Consider the following 17,675-nt stretch of genomic DNA (forward strand, 5'->3'; position numbering starts at 1 on the left):
TAATTTGTGCAGGGCCGATTAAGACTGTAAAGCCTGTCTTTATCAGCCTTTTCTGAAAGGTGTAGTTCTGCTTGGAGCATGCTGCATCTGATTTGAGCCATCCCGTTACCAGTTCGCATCTATGCGATGTTCTGTGCGGCTATGGCAAATTCTGAGCTGATCTTATGTCCTACCTTAATCTTCAAAATCTTTCTCTTACTCTGTCTGTCGAACTGTTTCGTAATTTAAGCCTCGTTGTCGGTGAGGGGGAACGTCTTGGTGTGGTTGCCGCCAACGGTCGCGGTAAATCCAGTCTGATGCGTATCATCAGCGGTGATCTGGAGCCAACGGATGGTCTGGTGACCCGTGCCCGTGGTCTGAAAACCGGCGTGGTGCCGCAATATGTGCCGCAGGACTGGCTGGATATTTCCTTATATAATGTGGTGCTGAGTGGGCTGGATGAAGATGCGCAGCTGAATGAAAGCTGGCGCGTTGATATTATTCTCGACGATCTGAGTGTGCCGCAGGATATGCGTGACCGTGCAATGCGGCAGTTGAGCGGAGGCTGGCAGCGCCTTGCTTTGCTGGCGCGAACGCAGATTGCCGAGCCCGATCTGTTGCTGCTGGACGAGCCGACCAACCATCTGGATCTGGAAAAAATCCATCTACTTGAAGGCTGGTTGAATGATCTGCCGCGTTCAACAGCAGTGATTATGTGCAGCCATGACCGTGCTTTTCTCGATGCTGTAACCAAGCGTACATTGTTTTTGCGGCCTGAAAATTCGCAAATCTATGCTCTGTCTTATAGCCGTGCCCGTGTCGCATTGGATGAGGCCGATGCTGCGGATGCGCGCCAATATCAGAAAGATATGAAAACCGCACAGCAATTGCGCAAACAGGCGGCCAAACTCAATAATATTGGTATCAATTCGGGCAGTGACCTGCTGGTGATAAAAACCAAACAGCTGAAGGACCGTGCGGAGAGGTTGGAAGATGCTGCCAAGCCTGCGCATCTGGAGCGGTCTGCCGGTGTTATCAGGCTGGCAGGGCAGAGCAGTCATGCCCGTGCACTGGTGGTGATTGATAATCTTGATGTGGTCACGCCGGATAATCGCATTCTTTATAAAACTGGCCGTTTATGGATTAGCCCCGGTGATCGTATTGTACTGCTGGGGGCCAATGGTACCGGTAAAACGCGGTTGCTGACCATGGTACGGAATGTGATTACGGGTGTTGAGCCGGAAAGTTCGGCACTTAAAGCCACGCCGTCACTGGTGCTGGGCTATAGCGATCAGGCATTGTCGGAACTCAATGACAAGCATACGCCGCTGGAAACCATCATTCGTCGTTTTGATATCGGCGATCAGAAAGCGCGTTCGCTGCTGGCAGGGGCGGGTATGAATATTGATATGCAGGGGAAGGCGGTTGCACGACTTTCCGGCGGGCAAAAAGCGCGGCTTGCTATGCTGGTGCTGCGGCTGACACATCCGAATTTCTATATTCTCGATGAACCGACCAACCATCTGGATATTGAGGGGCAGGAGGCGCTGGAAGCTGAATTGCTGAACAGCGATGCCGCCTGTCTTCTGGTGTCGCATGACCGCAGTTTCGTGCGCAATACCGGCAATCGTTTCTGGCAGATTGTGAAGAATAAGCTGGTTGAAGTGGAGTCACCGGAAGCATTCTTTGAAGAAGCCGGACAGCTTGCGGGCTGAATAGTCTGATATATAACAAAAGATACCGGCAGTGTAATTCTTACGAAAATACACTGCCGGTATCACTCGTTTTCAAATGTGATGGTTTTTCAACCGAGTATAATCGATTTACTTTTTCTCCCCGCGCTTTATCCCTTGCAGGGAGAGCCCGACTTTGCCAAAAGATGGCGACCATGTCTGACAATCCCCTGTCATCATAATCGGCTACAGCAGTTTTGTATCCGTTGCGCAGCGATACTATTCCGGATTGCAGGCATATCTTTCGATAACGAATTTAGGACTGTTTAAATGGCCAATTCTGCAGATCAGACCCCGCAGGGTCTCGACCGTATTCTGACACTCGAGCTGGTTCGCGTGACCGAGCGCGCCGCTGTGGCTGCTGCCCGTCTGCGTGGCCGCGGTGATGAAAAAGCTGCGGATCAGGTTGCTGTTGACGCAATGCGTAAAGAGCTGAACCGTCTGCCGATCTCCGGTACTGTTGTTATCGGTGAAGGTGAACGTGACGAAGCGCCGATGCTCTATATCGGTGAAGAAGTTGGTACCCGCAACGGTCCTGAAGTTGACATCGCGCTCGATCCGCTGGAAGGCACCACCATCTGCGCCAAGAACCTGCCAAACTCGCTGGCTGTTGTTGCAATTGCTGAAAAAGGCAATCTGCTTTACGCACCGGACGTTTACATGCAGAAAATCGCTGTTGGTCCGGGTTATCCGCGCGGCGTTGTAGATATTGATGCTTCTGCGACTGAAAACCTGAACGCGCTGGCAAAAGCCAAAGGCGTTAAGGTCAATGAAATCACCGCCTGCATCATGGATCGTCCGCGTCATGCACGCCTGATCGAAGAAGTACGCGCAACCGGTGCTGCAATCCGTCTGATCGGTGACGGTGACGTTGCCGGTGTAATGCACACCACCAATCCGGATGAAACCGGCATTGATATCTATCTTGGTATTGGCGGCGCGCCTGAAGGCGTTCTGGCAGCAGCAGCTCTGCGCTGCATCGGCGGCCAGATGCAGGGTCGTCTGCAGTTCAATTCCGATGACCAGATTGCCCGCGCTCTGAAAATGGGTGTTACAGACCCGAACAAAGTCTATCTGATGGAAGAAATGGCGAAAGGCGACGTACTGTTTGCAGCCACCGGTGTAACCGACGGCAACATGCTCTCCGGCGTAAAATTTGCCCGCGACTACATTCAGACCCACACCATCGTCATGCGTGCTCAGTCACAGACTGTGCGTGAGATTAAAGCGCGGCACCAAGACCTCTCCAAGTTCGCTTAATAAAAACCATCAGGATTGGTCTGCAAATGGCGATTTCTGTGCTTCCGGTGCTCACGTACTATCAGTACGCTCCGCTCCGGTTCTCGAAATCACCATTTTCGCCGCAACCTGATGATTTTTAGCCTCGCGCTACAAGAACAGCTACGAGAGTGGCACCATAATTAAATTCTGCTATAAGGCGACATTGAAAAATGTCGCCTTTATTGTTTCGATCAAGCTCTGAAATGACAAAGAGCGACATTTTCTTCTTTATGCGCATAATCTTGTCCGAAAAGTCATACAACTTTTCGGGATTATGCTGATATCGCCTTTGTTGTTTGTAAAAACAGGAGTTGCCCGCGTGGATATGAATGAGCGTTTGTTTCTCGGAATACGTTCTTCTGCAACGGGCATGAAATGGGTGGATCGGTTAGGTCTGCGGGAAGCCAATACCGCCCTCGCTATCGCCCAGAATTACGGCATTCCCGATCTGGTTTCCCGTGTTATGGCTGGTCGTGGCGTTGGCCTTGAAGCCGCTGAAGAATTTCTCAATCCGAGCATCCGTACCCTGATGCCTGATCCGCTCACTCTGACGGATATGAAACAGGCTGCTGTTCGTATTGCCGATGCTATTCAGCGCCGTGAGAATGTTGCAATCTTTGGTGATTATGACGTCGATGGTGCTTGTTCATCTGCGCTGCTGTCCCGCTTTCTCAATGCCTATGACATCAAGAATATCATTTATATTCCGGATCGCATTTTTGAAGGCTATGGTCCAAATCCCGACGCCATGCGCGAGCTGGTTGCCAAAGGTGCATCGCTGATTGTGACCGTCGACTGCGGCACTAACAGTGCCGTGTCGATTACCGCTGCGAAAGATGCCGGTGCTGATGTTGTGGTTCTGGATCACCATCAGGTTGGCGGCGATTTGCCGGAAGATGCCGCCGCGATTGTTAATCCGAACCGTGAGGATGATATTTCAGGGCAGGGGCATCTCTGCGCTGCCGGTGTTGTCTTTATGACTTTGGTGCAATTGGCACGGGAATTGCGTGAGCGCGGTATCAAAGCGCCAAATGGTACGCCGGATTTGCTGGGCTATCTCGATCTGGTGGGCTTGGCCACGGTTTGCGATGTGGTGCCGCTGATCGGTGTGAACCGCGCTTTTGTGGTTAAAGGTCTGCTCGCTGCCCGCAATCAGAGCAATGCAGGTTTAGCGGCTTTGGCGCGGGTGTCGCGTATCGGTGAGCCGCTCAATAGTTTTCATTTTGGTTTTCTCATTGGCCCCCGCATTAATGCAGGCGGGCGTATCGGCAATGCTGCTTTGGGTAGCCGTTTGCTGACATTGGATGATCCAGTTGAAGCCAATACCATCGCTGAAGAGCTGGACAGGTTGAATGCCGAGCGTCAGGCGATGGAAGCGGTGATGTTGCAGCAGGCGGAAGCGGAAGCCTTTGCTGAGCTTTCCGGCAAGTCAGGGCCGGCCGTATTGGTCACTGCTAATGAGGACTGGCATCCGGGTATTGTTGGTCTGCTGGCTTCCCGTCTGAAGGATAAGGCGAAACGTCCGACATTTGCCATTGCCTTTAATGGTAATGGTGTGGGCACAGGATCGGGGCGCTCGATCAGTGGTTTTGATCTGGGCAAGCTGGTGCGCAAAGCCGTTGAACAGGGCTTGCTGGTCAAAGGCGGCGGTCATGCTATGGCGGCGGGTATCACGGTGGAGAAATCCAAACTCGGTGCTTTGCGCGCATTTTTTGAAGAGCAGGCTGCCGAGCAGGTGGATGAACTGCGCGCTGAGCAAAGTCTGGCGATTGATGGTGCGGTTTCTGCCACAGGTGCCACGGTTGCGCTGTATAATGCTTTGGAAAAAGCAGGGCCATATGGTGCTGGTCATGTGCAACCGCTGCTGGCACTGCCAAACCATACAATCGCTGATGTGCGTGTTGTCGGGCGCGATCATGTGAAAGTTGCCCTGAAAGGGCTGGACGGCAAACGTGTCGACGGTATTGCCTTCCGTGCTGCTGACAGTGATCTTGGGCGTTTCCTGTTCGATCAGGCCGGACACATGGTGCATGTTGCCGGCCATTTATCGCTCAATCACTGGAATGGCTCAGTCTCAACACAAATCCGTATCGTGGATGCGGCTAAGGTTGATCTCTCGCGCCAATAAGAGGCAGCTTAACAGCTTGCTGAGGTTAGTTTACCAGCTGCCGGTATTTTCCATAGATGCCCATGGCTCTTGCGGTGCCAGTCTTTCACCCTTTTGCAGAATTTCAATGGAAATACCGTCCGGTGATTTTACAAAAGCCATGCGGCCGTCGCGTGGCGGACGGTTGATGACAACGCCTTTGTCTTTCAGATTTTGGCAGAAGTCATAAATATTATCGACCTCATAGGCGAGATGGCCGAAATTGCGTCCGCCGCTATAGGTTTCCGCATCCCAGTTATAGGTGAGTTCCAGCTCCGGTGCGCGGGAATTTTCTGCATTCGCCTGATCTTTCGACGCGCTGAGGAAGATCAAAGTGAAGCGTCCCTGTTCACTTTCCGTGCGGCGTGTTTCCACCAGTCCGAATTTTCCAACAAAAAAATCCAGTGACTCATCAATGTCACGAATACGGATCATGGTGTGCAAATAGCGCATGTTTGCCTCCTGTTTTCCCCTGTTTGATCCTGTCTGTTTTAGCGGGTGTCATATTTAAAACAGGGCAGATTTGAAATAGTTCACCGCTGTTTTAGCATGCCTGCTCATAAAGTCTGTGATCGAAACAGGAATATTGAAAGTTTGCTCTTGCCGGATACGGTTAAGGAAGTGTTATCTTGAAGATGAGAATCAACCTGATTTGCCCGGCAGATGAAAGGAGGAGCGTGCCATGACTGACAAGTCTTTGTCCCATGAGTTTATGGATGGTACCAACTCCGCTGAGGATGCAACCGATATTGTCGAGATTTCCGGCGTCATTAAATGGTTCGATGTCGCGAAGGGCTATGGTTTTGTCGTTCCCGATCAGGACGGCTACGGTGATATTCTTGTTCATGTGACGACATTGCGCCGTGACGGTTTTCAGACCGCGCAGGAAGGTGCGCGTGTTGTTTGCGAAATTCGCCGCGGTGAACGCGGCTGGCAATGTTTCCGCGTTTTGTCTCTCGACCTTTCCGATGTTGCGCATCCTTCAACTCTGCCGCCTGCACGCACCCATGTTGTGGTTACGCCGTCGAGCGGGCTGGAGCGGGCAATTGTCAAATGGTTCAACCGTACCAAAGGTTTTGGCTTTCTAAGCCGCGGTGAGGGGACGGAAGATATTTTTGTTCATATGGAAACGCTGCGTCGCTTCGGTATGATGGAACTGCGTCCGGGACAGGTGGTTCTGGTACGGTTCGGTCATGGTGATAAAGGGCTGATGGCGGCAGAAATTCATCCGGATATCGGTTCGCCTTTTACTAATCCGCATTAAAACCGGTCTCTGACCGGTTTTTTTATATTTGCTATAATGGTCTGCACGTATATTTTCTCTCAAACATGTTTTGAAGTATGGTTTGCCCGATGAAACAGTGGTTTGCTTATTTGGTATTTGTGGCCGCGCTTTTGGGTGGCAGCTTTGCGGTATCAGCGCAGGAAGAGCCGATGCGCGTTCCTGTGGATGCGCAGGCTTTGAAAATACAGACCGCATCGGGAGAGAAAAGTTTCGGGCTGGAAATTGCCGATACGGATCAGAAACGCAGTGCAGGACTGATGTATCGTAAGGATTTTCCGGCTGACCGTGCGATGATCTTTGTTTTCGGTGAAGAGCGTCCGGTCATGATGTGGATGGCCAATACGCCGCTGCCGCTGGATATGTTGTTTGTCCGTAATGACGGATCAATCGCGCGGGTTGCTGAAAATACGGTGCCCTTTTCAAAAGATATTGTTGCTTCCGGTGAGCCGGCGGCTTTTGTCATTGAAGTGAATGCAGGCATTGCCGCTAAACTTGGCATCAAGGCTGGTGATACAGTCAAGCACCGGATAATATGCGGGCAATGTCAGTGAATTTGAGTCCTGTTGTGCTAAACAGGGCGGAAGATAAATCTCGGAAGTGAACTATGGTCGTGAATGTGAATGAAGTCCGTTATTTTGAACATGACGGATTAAAGCTGGCTTATCGTGACGAAGGACAAGGTGAGCCGGTTTTATTGATCCATGGTTTCGCATCTTCCGGTATGGTCAACTGGCTCAATCCGGGCTGGATTAAAACACTGACCGATGCCGGTTATCGCGCGATTGCGATTGATAATCGCGGCCATGGTCGTTCTGACAAGCCGCATGACAGGGAACTCTATTACCCGTCATTAATGGCGGCTGATGCTATTGCCCTGCTGGATCATCTGAATATCGATAAAGCCCATGTTATGGGTTATTCCATGGGCGCGCGGATCAGTGCTTTTGCGGCGCTGGAACACCCAAAACGCGTGCATAGTCTGGTCTTTGGGGGCTTAGGCATTGGTATGGTCACCGGTGCCGGTGACTGGGATCCGATCTATGATGCGCTGTTGTCGGAAGATGTGGACAGTATCACCCATCCGCGCGGTCTGATGTTCCGTAAATTTGCAGATCAGACAAAGAGCGACCGTTTTGCGCTTGCAGCCTGTGTTATTACGTCCAAAGAGCTTATTCCCGCACAGGCAATGGCGATGATCAGCCAGCCGGCACTGGTTGCTGTCGGCACGAAGGATGATATTGCCGGTGATGCGCAGGATCTGGCTGATCTGATGCCAAATGCAACGGCAGTTGATATTCCTGACCGCGATCATATGCTGGCGGTCGGAGATAAAGTTTACAAGCAGGCTGTGCTGGAGTTTCTGAAGGCGCATCCGATTGACTGAGTGCTGCCGGACAGGTTTTCTATGAAAATGTGACGATCCGCTCAGGTAATTTTACCGCAATAGCAGCAGAGGGATTTTCATCTCTTGTAATGCGGTTTAAACTCGCCCAGATAAATGCCGGAAGCAGCAATGTGAATGACTGGCGAAAATAATCGGAAATATTTGGTTTCCGGTAAGATTTTCCAGCCATTTCAATGCATTTGGCGGCTTCCGGTGATTGAAGAATAAGTGAATGCTGTAAAGCCAGGAGTGATGCAATGGCCGCACATGGTTCTGTTCCGGTGAGCAAGGTCGTCGATCATATGGATCCGATCTGGTATTCCGTGCGTGCTGAGGCCGAAGCTGCAGCCGTGAAAGAGCCGTTGCTGGCGGCGTTTCTGTATTCCACAGTGCTTAATCAAGGTAGCCTGGAAGATGTGGTTATGCATCGCATTTCCGAGCGTCTCGGTCATGCCGATGTGGCTGCTGATCTGCTGCGCCAGACTTTTGTAACGATGAGCAAAGCCTCGCCGGAATGGTCGCAGACCTTGCGCATTGATTTGCAGGCGGTTTATGACCGTGATCCGGCGGCAAACCGTTTTCTTGATCCTCTGCTTTATATGAAGGGCTTCCATGCCATCCAGACCCATCGTCTGGCGCATTGGCTGTGGAAAGAAGGACGCAAGGATTTCGCCTATTATCTGCAGAGCCGCTCTTCATCGATTTTCCAGACCGATATTCATCCGGCGGCGAAATTCGGCAGCGGTATTTTTCTCGATCATGCGACCGGTGTGGTTATCGGTGAAACTGCGGTGGTCGGCGATGATGTGTCGATCCTGCATGAGGTAACACTGGGTGGTACCGGTAAAGCTGGCGGTGATCGTCATCCGAAAATCGGCCGTGGGGTGCTGATCGGCGCCGGTGCAAAAATTCTTGGCAATATCACGATCGGTGAATGCTCAAAAATTGCTGCCGGTTCCGTGGTGGTTAAAGCCGTGCCGGATAATGTGACGGTCGCCGGTGTTCCGGCGAAAGTGATTGGCAGTTGCGATTGTGCTGAGCCTTCGCGCGCGATGGATCAGCTGATTAATGCTGCTGAATAAAAGCACGCTCCGAAAAGTGTAAGCGCCTGCGCAGGGAAATCAGTTCGCCGGACTGATTTCTTATCCTGCTCCGATCAGATAAAGCGTGTGTAAGAATAAATATACGCTAAGAAAAAGCGTGTATAGTTTTAGGATAAAGCGACATGTTGCCCCTTTACATATCGGGCACAGGGGCGCATGAGACAGCCCCGTAAAATGAAACAGGAGAATCCGTTTGAAACCCGAAGAAATTAAGAAACTGGACGCCTATTTCAAGCGGACTTTTGATAATCAGAACCTGACTGTTAAGGCGCGTCCGCGTAAGGATGACTCCTGCGAAGTCTATATGGATGATGAGTTTCTGGGCATCATCTATAAGGATGAAGATGAGGGCGAACTGTCCTACAACTTCTCCATGGCCATTCTGGAAATGGACCTGTAATTTTAGCAGCTCTGTCTGCTGAAGTTAAAAATCTTTTGAATTACAAATATTTATGGCGGCTTATGCATGAAGAGATTCATTCGCATAAGCCGCCGTTTTTTATATTTAAGCCTTCAATCTGTGTAATCAGGTCGCAATAGCGTAAAACCTCTTGTGATGTGTTATATTATAACATATCAATATCGCCTTTCCGATAATGACTGGCTGTGCGCTGAGGCGCGCATGACCCGTAACATGGCGATATTCAGGAGATGAAATGGAACAACGTTTACCTGTCACGGTTTTGTCCGGTTTTTTGGGCGCCGGAAAAACCACTTTGCTCAACCATATTTTGAACAATCGTGAAGAGGTGCGTGTTGCCCTGATCGTGAATGATATGAGTGAAGTGAATATTGATGCGGCTTTGCTGCGTGATGGCGGTGCCAATCTGTCCCGCACACAGGAGCAACTGGTTGAGCTGACCAATGGCTGTATCTGCTGCACTCTGCGCGATGATCTTTTGCAGGAGGTGACGCAGCTCGCAAAACAGGGGCGGTTTGATTATCTGCTGATTGAATCGACCGGTATTTCCGAGCCTTTACCGGTAGCCTCGACTTTTGAATTTCGTGATGAGGAAGGTTTCAGCCTTTCTGATGTGGCGCGGTTGGACACGATGGTAACTGTTGTCGACAGCGCTAATCTGCTGCGCGATTATGCATCGCAGGATTTTCTGAGCGATCGTGGCGAAACAGCCGGTGAGGGCGATGAGCGCGGTATTGTGGATTTGCTGGTGGAGCAGATCGAGTTTGCCGATGTCGTGGTGCTGAATAAGATCAGCGAAGTTTCGCCCGCGCAAAGGCAGGATATTTATAAAATTATCCGCGCACTCAATCCGGACTGCGATGTGGTTGATGCTGATTTCGGCAAAGTGCCTTTGGCGAAGATCATGAATACCGGCCGCTTTAGTTTTGAAAAGGCCGAGCAACATCCGTTATGGTTTAAAGAGCTCTATGGTTTTAAAGATCATGTGCCGGAGACAGAGGAATATGGCATCCGCTCTTTTGTCTATCGTGAGCGCCGCCCGTTTGATCCGGCTAAATTCCATGACTTCATTCAGCAAAGCTGGGCAGGGCTGATCCGCTCGAAGGGTTTTTTCTGGCTGGCCACCCGCCCGCGCTATGTGGGTGAGCTTAGTCAGGCGGGGGCATTATTGCGCACCGGCAAGCGCGGATTGTGGTGGGCGTCAATCCCGAAACAATATTGGCCGGAAGATGAGGGTTGGCGTCAGTCTATGCAGCCTTATCTTGATCCGTTCTGGGGTGACCGGCGGCAGGAACTGGTTTTTATCGGTACTGCCGCGATGGATGAGGGGGCAATACGGGCTGCGCTGGATAATTGTCTGGTTGAAGCCGATAATTTTGTGCCCGATGAATGGGCATCGCTTTACGATCCGTTCGAGCCTTGGGATCAGCGCGCTGCATAATTTATTATTTAAAAACAATATTATACGCCTTTGCGTGAAGAAATAGATTCACGCAAAGGCATCACGCTTTTAAATCCCGATTGCCGAGGTTTCTTTAACTTCTTCCATCACCGGATAGGTATGGGTTTCACGTACGCCCGGTAGCGAGAGCAGGGAGTCTGCCAGAAAGCGGCGATATTGTTCCATATCCGCTACACGCGCTTTCACCAGATAATCAAAACCACCGGCCACCATATGGCATTCCATCACCACCGGATTGTTTTTTGTGGCCTCGGCAAAGGTTTCAAAAACTTCCGGTGTTGTGCGGTCGAGCTTGATTTCCACGAATACCAGCATGGAGCGGTTGAGCATTTTCGGTGAGAGTTTTGCCGTATAGCCCAGCACATAACCATCGCGGGTTAAACGCTTGACCCGCTCGGCCGTTGCGGTCTGTGACAGGCTGATTTTCTCGGCCAGTTCGGCATTGGTCAGCTTGCCGTCCTCCTGCAATGCACGGAGGATCTTTTTGTCCATAGCGTCAATTTGCTTCATTTTAGCTAAAATTCCGATTTTTGCAGTGATATCCACCGAATAAGGCACTTTAATTAGTGAGATAAACTATATGAGATAAAATATACAGTTAAAAACCCGTCGCAAGACTCTACAGGAGCCTTTTTATGACACTGCCCAATACAGCCCTTTCAAACGCCCCTCAGGTTGTTTCTGAAAAGGCTCAGAATACAACCCTGCCACTGCCGCCTTTTATTGCGCCTTATGCACCGGATGACCATGAGCTGGTCAGTGCATTGCTGGCCAGCGTAACATTCGATGATGCCGCCAACCGCCGCATTGATGCGCGTGCTTCGGAATTCATCACCAGTATCCGCAAGCAGTCCAAAGGGATTGGCGGTGTTGAAGACTTCCTGCGTGAATATGGCCTGTCCACCCGTGAAGGTCTGGCGCTGATGGTGCTGGCCGAAGCGCTTCTGCGCGTGCCGGATAGTGCGACACAGGACAAGCTGATCGAAGATAAGCTGAAGCAGGGCAACTGGTCTGAGCATCGTGCGCAGGGCGATACATGGTTTGTATCAGCTTCCGCATGGGGGTTAGGTCTGGCAGCTAAAGTTATCCGTCCGGGCGAAACACCGGAAGGCGTTCTGTCTTCGCTGGTTAAGCGTATGGGCTTGCCGACAGTTCGCACAGCCACCAAACAGGCAATGCGCTTTCTCGGTTCGCATTTCGTGCTGGGTGAAAATATTCACGATGCATTGAAGCGCGCCAAAGTCGCTGAGAAAAAAGGCTATCGCCATTCTTTCGATATGCTCGGCGAAGGTGCCCGTACGGCAGAAGATGCCAAGCGCTATTATAAGTCCTATTCCGATGCGATTGATGAAATCGGCAAAGCTGCCGGCAATGGCAAATTGCCGGATCGTATGGGTATTTCGGTCAAACTTTCGGCGCTGCATCCGCGTTATCTGGCAACCCATCATGCGCAGGTGATGCGTGAACTGGTGCCGGATGTGCTGGCGCTGGCTCAGAAAGCCAAATCCTATGATCTGAACTTCACCATTGATGCGGAAGAAGCAGACCGTCTGGAACTGTCGTTAGACCTGATCGACCGCGTTTTCGCTGATCCGTCACTGGCTGGCTGGGATGGTTTTGGTTTGGCGATTCAGGCCTATCAGAAGCGCGCTCTGCCGGTTATCCAGCATATTGTTTCCCTGTGCGAAAAGACCGGTCAGCGCATGATGGTGCGTCTGGTGAAGGGTGCTTACTGGGATACAGAAGTGAAGCGTACGCAGGAGCGCGGTCTGGAAGACTATCCGGTCTTTACCCGTAAAGCTGCAACTGACGCATCTTACATTGCCTGCGCCCGCTACATGCTGGATCAGCGTAAGCATATTTTCCCGCAATTTGCCGGACATAACGCCCTGACTGTGGCGATGATTCTGGAAATGGCCGGAAATGATAAGAGCGGTTTCGAGTTCCAGCGCCTGCATGGCATGGGTGAAAGCCTGTTCAAACAGGTGACAGAAGCCGGTGAAAAGATTGCCTGCCGCGTTTATGCGCCTGTTGGCGGCTATCGCGACCTGCTGGCTTATCTGGTGCGCCGCCTGCTGGAAAATGGTGCAAACTCGTCGTTTGTTTCCGTTGTGGGCGATGAAAATGTGCCGGTTGCAAGCCTGCTGAAGCGTCCGGTTGAAATTTTGAATGATGGCAGAGGCATGCGGAATGCAAATATTCCGTATCCCGTTGATATGTATGGGCAGCGTCGTAACTCTGCCGGACTTGAATTTGGTGACAGACTAGTATTGGGGACTTTTATGGACGGGATCGTTAAGGCGCGGGCGAATGTTGATGCAGTGCCATTATTTGCCGGTTTTGCGAAAAAAGGCTCCGGTCAGCCTGTATTGTCGCCGGTAGACGGTTCTCAGGTGGGTACAGTTGCCGAAGCAACTGCTGAAGATGCTGCAAAAGCTGTTGAAGTTGCACGTAAAGGCTTCGCCGGCTGGTCGCGCATGAGCGTTGAAGACCGTGCGACAGCGCTGGAACGTGCCGGTGATCTTCTGGAGAAGAACCGCGACCGTTTCATCGATCTTCTGTCGCGTGAAGCCGGTAAGACAATGGATGACGGCATTGCCGAAATCCGTGAAGCCGTTGATTTCTGCCGTTATTATGCTGCGGAAGCCCGTCGTCATTTTGCCAATGAAACCATTATGCCTGGCCCTACAGGTGAAGATAACCGTCTGCGTTATCGCGGTCGCGGTGTGTTCGTTTGTATCAGCCCGTGGAACTTCCCGCTGGCAATCTTCCTTGGTCAGGTGACCGCTGCACTGGCTGCCGGTAATGCGGTTGTCGCCAAGCCTGCGGAACAGACCCCGCTGATCGCCTATGAAGCAATCAAGCTGCTGCATGAAGCCGGTGTACCGCAGGATGCAGTGATTTATCTGCCGGGTGACGGTTCCGTTGGTGCTGCTCTGACCTCACATGCCCGCATTGACGGTGTGTGCTTCACCGGTTCGACCGATACAGCATGGGCAATCAACCGTACATTGGCGGCCAAGAAGGGCCCTATTGTACCGCTGATCGCTGAAACCGGTGGTCTGAACGCCATGATCGTTGATGCGACTGCTCTGCCAGAGCAGGTTGCGGATGATGTTGTTATGTCGGCATTCCGTTCTGCCGGCCAGCGTTGTTCGGCTCTGCGTATTGTTTATCTTCAGGAAGATGTTGCTGACGGCATGCTGAAGATGATCGAAGGTGCAGCGCGTGAAATGCATCTCGGCAATCCGGCTCTGGAAACCACAGATATCGGCCCGATCATTGATCGTGAACAGCAGACCATGCTGAACGACTATGTTGAGCAGATGAAAGGCAAAGCTAAAGTGACTAAGGTTGGCGTGACACCGGAAGGTGAATTGCAGGCCGGTCATTTCTTTGCACCGCATATTATTGAGCTGAAAGATGCATCAGAACTGACACGCGAAGTGTTTGGTCCGGTTCTCCATGTTGTACGCTGGAAAGCATCTGAACTTGATAATGTTCTCGATCAGGTTGCCAATTCGGGCTTCGGTCTGACCTTTGGTCTCCATAGCCGTATTGAAGCGGTTGTGGCTCGTGCGGTTGAGCGTCTGGATGTGGGTAATATCTATATCAACCGTAATACAATCGGTGCGGTTGTCGGTACGCAGCCATTCGGCGGTTCCGGCCTGTCCGGCACCGGTCCTAAGGCTGGTGGCCCGAACTATCTGCTGCGCTTTGCGCTGGAGCAGGTTGTGTCAGTTAACACCGCAGCAGCCGGTGGTAACGCTTCGTTGATCGCGATGGGCGAATAATATAGCCAACGCGATTGCCCTCAATCAGGGCAATATGTTGCGTTTTATCGAAAAAGAATCGCCTGCCGCATAAAATGTGGCGGGCGATTTTTTATTTTCTGTTTTGCACAGAATTTCGTTGACGAAAAATACAACCTGAGGTAGTTTTGATCTTGTACTGAAAAGCATACTTCACTTAGTTATTTTAGATCTGAGCATAATATTTTTTTGAAATTAATTGCTTTTGAAAAGCGGGACGGGCAAATCTTCCCCATATGATCGCCTGCCTGACAGTTCGCATATCGGACATTTTAACCCGGATCTTTTTGCTGATCCGGGTTTTCTTTTGGAAGTTTTTGATTGATGGCTTGATATAAGCTTCTGTTATTGTGCTGTTATATGAAAATGTGTTCTTTACCGGATGGGGTAGTTCTCAGAGGCTTGATGTGGTGAAAAGGGCGTAAGCGTTTGAGCATTTGTAACGCGGTGGCTCATTGTGCAGACTCATACTGTGTGTTGAATGGGCTTGATCGGCGTTTATTCGAATGAAATTTAAAATGCAATTTTAAGATGTATGTATTTGTTCTGCGCAATAATATCTTTTCCGCAAAATGATAAAACAGAAGAGCTTGCAAGGTCTGAAAAACAGAGCTAAAAATAGCGCATGACTAATTTTACTTTTGCATCTCTTATTTGGTGGTGGGCTCGCTTCTAGCGGCCAACGCAGACATTTGCATAAGTGTCATTCAGGTCGCTCAGGGGTTCACCGGGCGGCCGTTTTTATTTTCTGCCCTGAAATCCTGAAACGCCTGAGTATCTACTTAAAATCAAAGCAGAGATGCTTTGTTGAAAAACAGGTGCGAAACCGGCCGTTTGGCAGTATAGGGATCGCAGCAACAGGAGCAGAGCGATTATGGCAAAAACTGCCGATCAGGATCAGCACGATCATATCACGCAGGGCGGCATTACTGTCGCACGCCGCCGTCATCTGGTGGATTACAAAACGGCTATTGACAAGCGTATTGATGCGCTGGATACAAGACGCGGCGCTGTCTTTTCATCCAATTATGAATATCCGGGTCGTTACACACGCTGGGATACGGCAATTATTGATCCGCCACTGGTGATTACTTCCAAAGGCCGCTCTATGCGCATTGAAGCGCTGAATGCCCGTGGTGAAATTCTGCTAGGTGGTATCCGCCCTGTGATCGGCGCTTTGCAGGAAGTGACGATTAATGATGAAACAGAGCAGAAAATTCAGCTGACGATTGCTGAGCCGACACGCCAATATATGGAAGAAGAACGCTCGCGTATGCCGTCGGTCTTCACCGTGCTGCGTGAGATCGTTTCTCTGTTCTATTCCGAGGAAGACAGCAATCTCGGTCTTTACGGTGCTTTCGGCTATGATCTGGCCTTCCAGTTCGAGCCAATTACTTACAAGCTGAAACGTCCTGAAGATCAGCGTGATCTGGTCCTGTTTCTGCCGGATGAAATTCTTGTCGTTGACCATTATTCTGCAAGAGCATGGGTGGATTCTTACGATTTCACTGTCGGCAATAAGAAAACAGATGGCTTACCGCGCGAAATACCGTCTGATGTATTCAAAGCAGCTGAAAAATTGCAGGCAAAAGGCGATCACCAGAAGGGCGAATACGCTGCTCTGGTTGAACGCGCCAAAGAAAGCTTCAAATGCGGTGATCTTTTTGAAGTGGTGCCAGGGCAGATTTTCTATGAAAAATGCGAAAATCAGCCTTCAGCCATTTCCCGCAAGCTGAAAAGCATTAACCCGTCACCATATTCTTTCTTCATCAATCTGGGTGAGCAGGAATATCTGATTGGTGCTTCACCGGAAATGTTTGTGCGGGTGAATGGTCGTCGCATCGAAACCTGCCCGATCTCCGGTACCATTAAACGCGGTGAAGATGCGATTTCAGATTCCGAGCAGATTCTGAAACTGCTCAACTCCAAAAAAGATGAATCCGAACTGACCATGTGCTCCGATGTGGATCGCAACGATAAAAGCCGCGTTTGCGAGCCGGAATCGGTGCGTGTAATCGGTCGTCGCCAGATCGAGATGTATTCCCGCCTGATCCATACGGTTGACCATATTGAAGGTCGTCTGCGCGATGGTATGGATGCATTTGACGGTTTCCTCAGTCATGCATGGGCAGTCACTGTGACCGGTGCACCGAAGCTCTGGGCAATGCGTTTCATTGAAGAAAATGAGCGCAGCCCGCGTGCATGGTATGGCGGCGCGGTTGGCATGATGCATTTCAACGGCGATATGAATACCGGTCTGACACTGCGCACTATCCGCATTAAAGATGGTGTGGCGCAGGTGCGGGCAGGGGCGACTTTACTCTATGATTCAAACCCGCAGGAAGAAGAAGCCGAAACCGAGCTGAAAGCATCGGCAATGCTGACAGCGATCCGTGAGGCGCATATCAAGCCGGAATTGCAGGAGAAGGCGCAGTCTATGAAAGCAGGAACCGGAATTTCTGTTCTGCTGGTCGATCACGAAGATTCCTTCGTGCATACGCTTGCCAATTATTTCCGCCAGACCGGCGCCAATGTGGCGACTGTGCGTTCGCCGGTGAGTGATGAAATTTTTGACCGCTTTAAACCGGATCTGGTGGTGCTTTCACCGGGGCCTGGTACGCCGAAAGATTTCGACTGCACGAATACAATCCGCAAAGCACGTGAGCGTGATCTGCCGGTCTTTGGTGTGTGTCTCGGCTTGCAGGCGCTGACAGAGGCCTATGGCGGCTCACTGAAACAGCTGGAAATACCGATGCATGGCAAGCCGTCACGCATCAAAATTCTGAAAAATGGTGTGGTGTTTGATGGTCTCGGGCAGGAAGTCACCGTTGGTCGTTATCATTCGCTTTATGCGGATAAGACGACACTGCCAGCGGATTTCATCATCACTGCTGAGACAGATGACGGCGTTATCATGGGCTTCGAACATGCAAAAGAGCCGGTGGCTGCAGTACAGTTCCATCCGGAGTCAATCATGACGCTCGGCGGTAATGCCGGTATGCAGATGATTGAAAATGTGGTGTCAAAGCTCGTCAAGAAGTAACCGCAAGTGATGTTTAAAAGAAAAGC

At 50.9% G+C, this 17,675-nt stretch carries 13 protein-coding genes; 11 read left to right on the top strand and 2 right to left on the bottom strand.

Annotation, left to right across the window (positions count from 1 at the left end; all coding sequences use genetic code 11):
* The first annotated feature begins 164 nt into the window (after nt 1-164).
* The 3 genes from F7P81_RS13955 to recJ all read left to right on the top strand — a co-directional run bounded on the left by F7P81_RS13955 (nt 165) and on the right by recJ (nt 5,121).
* A complete protein-coding gene (locus F7P81_RS13955; RefSeq protein WP_151159990.1) occupies nt 165-1,694 on the top strand; it encodes an ABC-F family ATP-binding cassette domain-containing protein in 1,530 nt (509 codons plus the stop codon).
* A gap of 288 nt (nt 1,695-1,982) precedes the next feature.
* Nucleotides 1,983-2,972 carry a class II fructose-bisphosphatase gene (gene glpX / locus F7P81_RS13960; RefSeq protein ID WP_022710910.1) on the top strand — a complete coding sequence of 330 codons (990 nt, stop codon included), beginning with the start codon at nt 1,983-1,985 and terminating at the stop codon, nt 2,970-2,972.
* Between the two features lie 346 nt (nt 2,973-3,318).
* A complete protein-coding gene (recJ, locus tag F7P81_RS13965) occupies nt 3,319-5,121 on the top strand; it encodes a single-stranded-DNA-specific exonuclease RecJ (RefSeq protein WP_151160026.1) in 1,803 nt (600 codons plus the stop codon).
* Between the two features lie 30 nt (nt 5,122-5,151).
* On the opposite strand, the gene F7P81_RS13970 is transcribed toward recJ, so the two are convergent.
* Nucleotides 5,152-5,592: a VOC family protein gene (locus F7P81_RS13970; RefSeq protein WP_151159992.1), complete on the bottom strand. Its 441-nt coding sequence runs from the start codon at nt 5,590-5,592 to the stop codon at nt 5,152-5,154.
* Between the two features lie 229 nt (nt 5,593-5,821).
* Here F7P81_RS13970 and F7P81_RS13975 point away from each other — a divergent pair, with 229 nt between their 5' ends.
* From F7P81_RS13975 to zigA, 6 genes are all read left to right on the top strand, one after another.
* Entirely contained in the window at nt 5,822-6,403 is a 582-nt protein-coding gene (locus tag F7P81_RS13975) for a cold-shock protein (RefSeq protein WP_022710913.1), read from the top strand.
* Between the two features lie 89 nt (nt 6,404-6,492).
* On the top strand, nt 6,493-6,975 hold the full coding sequence (locus tag F7P81_RS13980; RefSeq protein ID WP_151159993.1) for a DUF192 domain-containing protein: 483 nt from the start codon (nt 6,493-6,495) through the stop codon (nt 6,973-6,975).
* Between the two features lie 53 nt (nt 6,976-7,028).
* Nucleotides 7,029-7,808: an alpha/beta fold hydrolase gene (locus F7P81_RS13985; RefSeq protein ID WP_170265288.1), complete on the top strand. Its 780-nt coding sequence runs from the start codon at nt 7,029-7,031 to the stop codon at nt 7,806-7,808.
* A 257-nt stretch (nt 7,809-8,065) separates the two neighbouring features.
* The gene (gene cysE / locus F7P81_RS13990; RefSeq protein ID WP_022710916.1) at nt 8,066-8,890 is read left to right on the top strand and encodes a serine O-acetyltransferase; all 825 of its coding nucleotides are present in this window, start codon (nt 8,066-8,068) and stop codon (nt 8,888-8,890) included.
* Between the two features lie 214 nt (nt 8,891-9,104).
* Nucleotides 9,105-9,311 carry a DUF3126 family protein gene (locus tag F7P81_RS13995; RefSeq protein ID WP_022710917.1) on the top strand — a complete coding sequence of 69 codons (207 nt, stop codon included), beginning with the start codon at nt 9,105-9,107 and terminating at the stop codon, nt 9,309-9,311.
* Between the two features lie 256 nt (nt 9,312-9,567).
* Nucleotides 9,568-10,773, top strand: coding sequence for a zinc metallochaperone GTPase ZigA (zigA, locus tag F7P81_RS14000; RefSeq protein ID WP_151159994.1), 1,206 nt, complete (start codon nt 9,568-9,570; stop codon nt 10,771-10,773).
* 69 nt (nt 10,774-10,842) lie between these two features.
* Here zigA and F7P81_RS14005 read toward each other — a convergent pair whose 3' ends face one another.
* Nucleotides 10,843-11,304 carry an Lrp/AsnC ligand binding domain-containing protein gene (locus F7P81_RS14005; protein ID WP_075656316.1) on the bottom strand — a complete coding sequence of 154 codons (462 nt, stop codon included), beginning with the start codon at nt 11,302-11,304 and terminating at the stop codon, nt 10,843-10,845.
* Between the two features lie 125 nt (nt 11,305-11,429).
* Here F7P81_RS14005 and putA point away from each other — a divergent pair, with 125 nt between their 5' ends.
* A complete protein-coding gene (gene putA, locus F7P81_RS14010) occupies nt 11,430-14,588 on the top strand; it encodes a bifunctional proline dehydrogenase/L-glutamate gamma-semialdehyde dehydrogenase PutA (protein WP_151159995.1) in 3,159 nt (1,052 codons plus the stop codon).
* 889 nt (nt 14,589-15,477) lie between these two features.
* Nucleotides 15,478-17,649 (top strand): anthranilate synthase, encoded by a 2,172-nt coding sequence (locus tag F7P81_RS14015; RefSeq protein ID WP_151159996.1) that lies wholly within the window; start codon nt 15,478-15,480, stop codon nt 17,647-17,649.
* Nucleotides 17,650-17,675: the final 26 nt, after the last annotated feature.

Source organism: Pseudochrobactrum saccharolyticum, assembly GCF_008801715.1.
Lineage (GTDB): Bacteria > Pseudomonadota > Alphaproteobacteria > Rhizobiales > Rhizobiaceae > Pseudochrobactrum > Pseudochrobactrum saccharolyticum.

Coding starts and splice junctions, on each gene's coding strand:
- F7P81_RS13955 (WP_151159990.1), top strand. CDS start 165: ATGTCCTACCTTAATCTTCAAAATCTTTCTCTTACTCTGTCTGTCGAA.
- glpX (WP_022710910.1), top strand. CDS start 1,983: ATGGCCAATTCTGCAGATCAGACCCCGCAGGGTCTCGACCGTATTCTG.
- recJ (WP_151160026.1), top strand. CDS start 3,319: ATGAATGAGCGTTTGTTTCTCGGAATACGTTCTTCTGCAACGGGCATG.
- F7P81_RS13970 (WP_151159992.1), bottom strand. CDS start 5,592: ATGCGCTATTTGCACACCATGATCCGTATTCGTGACATTGATGAGTCA.
- F7P81_RS13975 (WP_022710913.1), top strand. CDS start 5,822: ATGACTGACAAGTCTTTGTCCCATGAGTTTATGGATGGTACCAACTCC.
- F7P81_RS13980 (WP_151159993.1), top strand. CDS start 6,493: ATGAAACAGTGGTTTGCTTATTTGGTATTTGTGGCCGCGCTTTTGGGT.
- F7P81_RS13985 (WP_170265288.1), top strand. CDS start 7,029: ATGGTCGTGAATGTGAATGAAGTCCGTTATTTTGAACATGACGGATTA.
- cysE (WP_022710916.1), top strand. CDS start 8,066: ATGGCCGCACATGGTTCTGTTCCGGTGAGCAAGGTCGTCGATCATATG.
- zigA (WP_151159994.1), top strand. CDS start 9,568: ATGGAACAACGTTTACCTGTCACGGTTTTGTCCGGTTTTTTGGGCGCC.
- F7P81_RS14005 (WP_075656316.1), bottom strand. CDS start 11,304: ATGAAGCAAATTGACGCTATGGACAAAAAGATCCTCCGTGCATTGCAG.
- putA (WP_151159995.1), top strand. CDS start 11,430: ATGACACTGCCCAATACAGCCCTTTCAAACGCCCCTCAGGTTGTTTCT.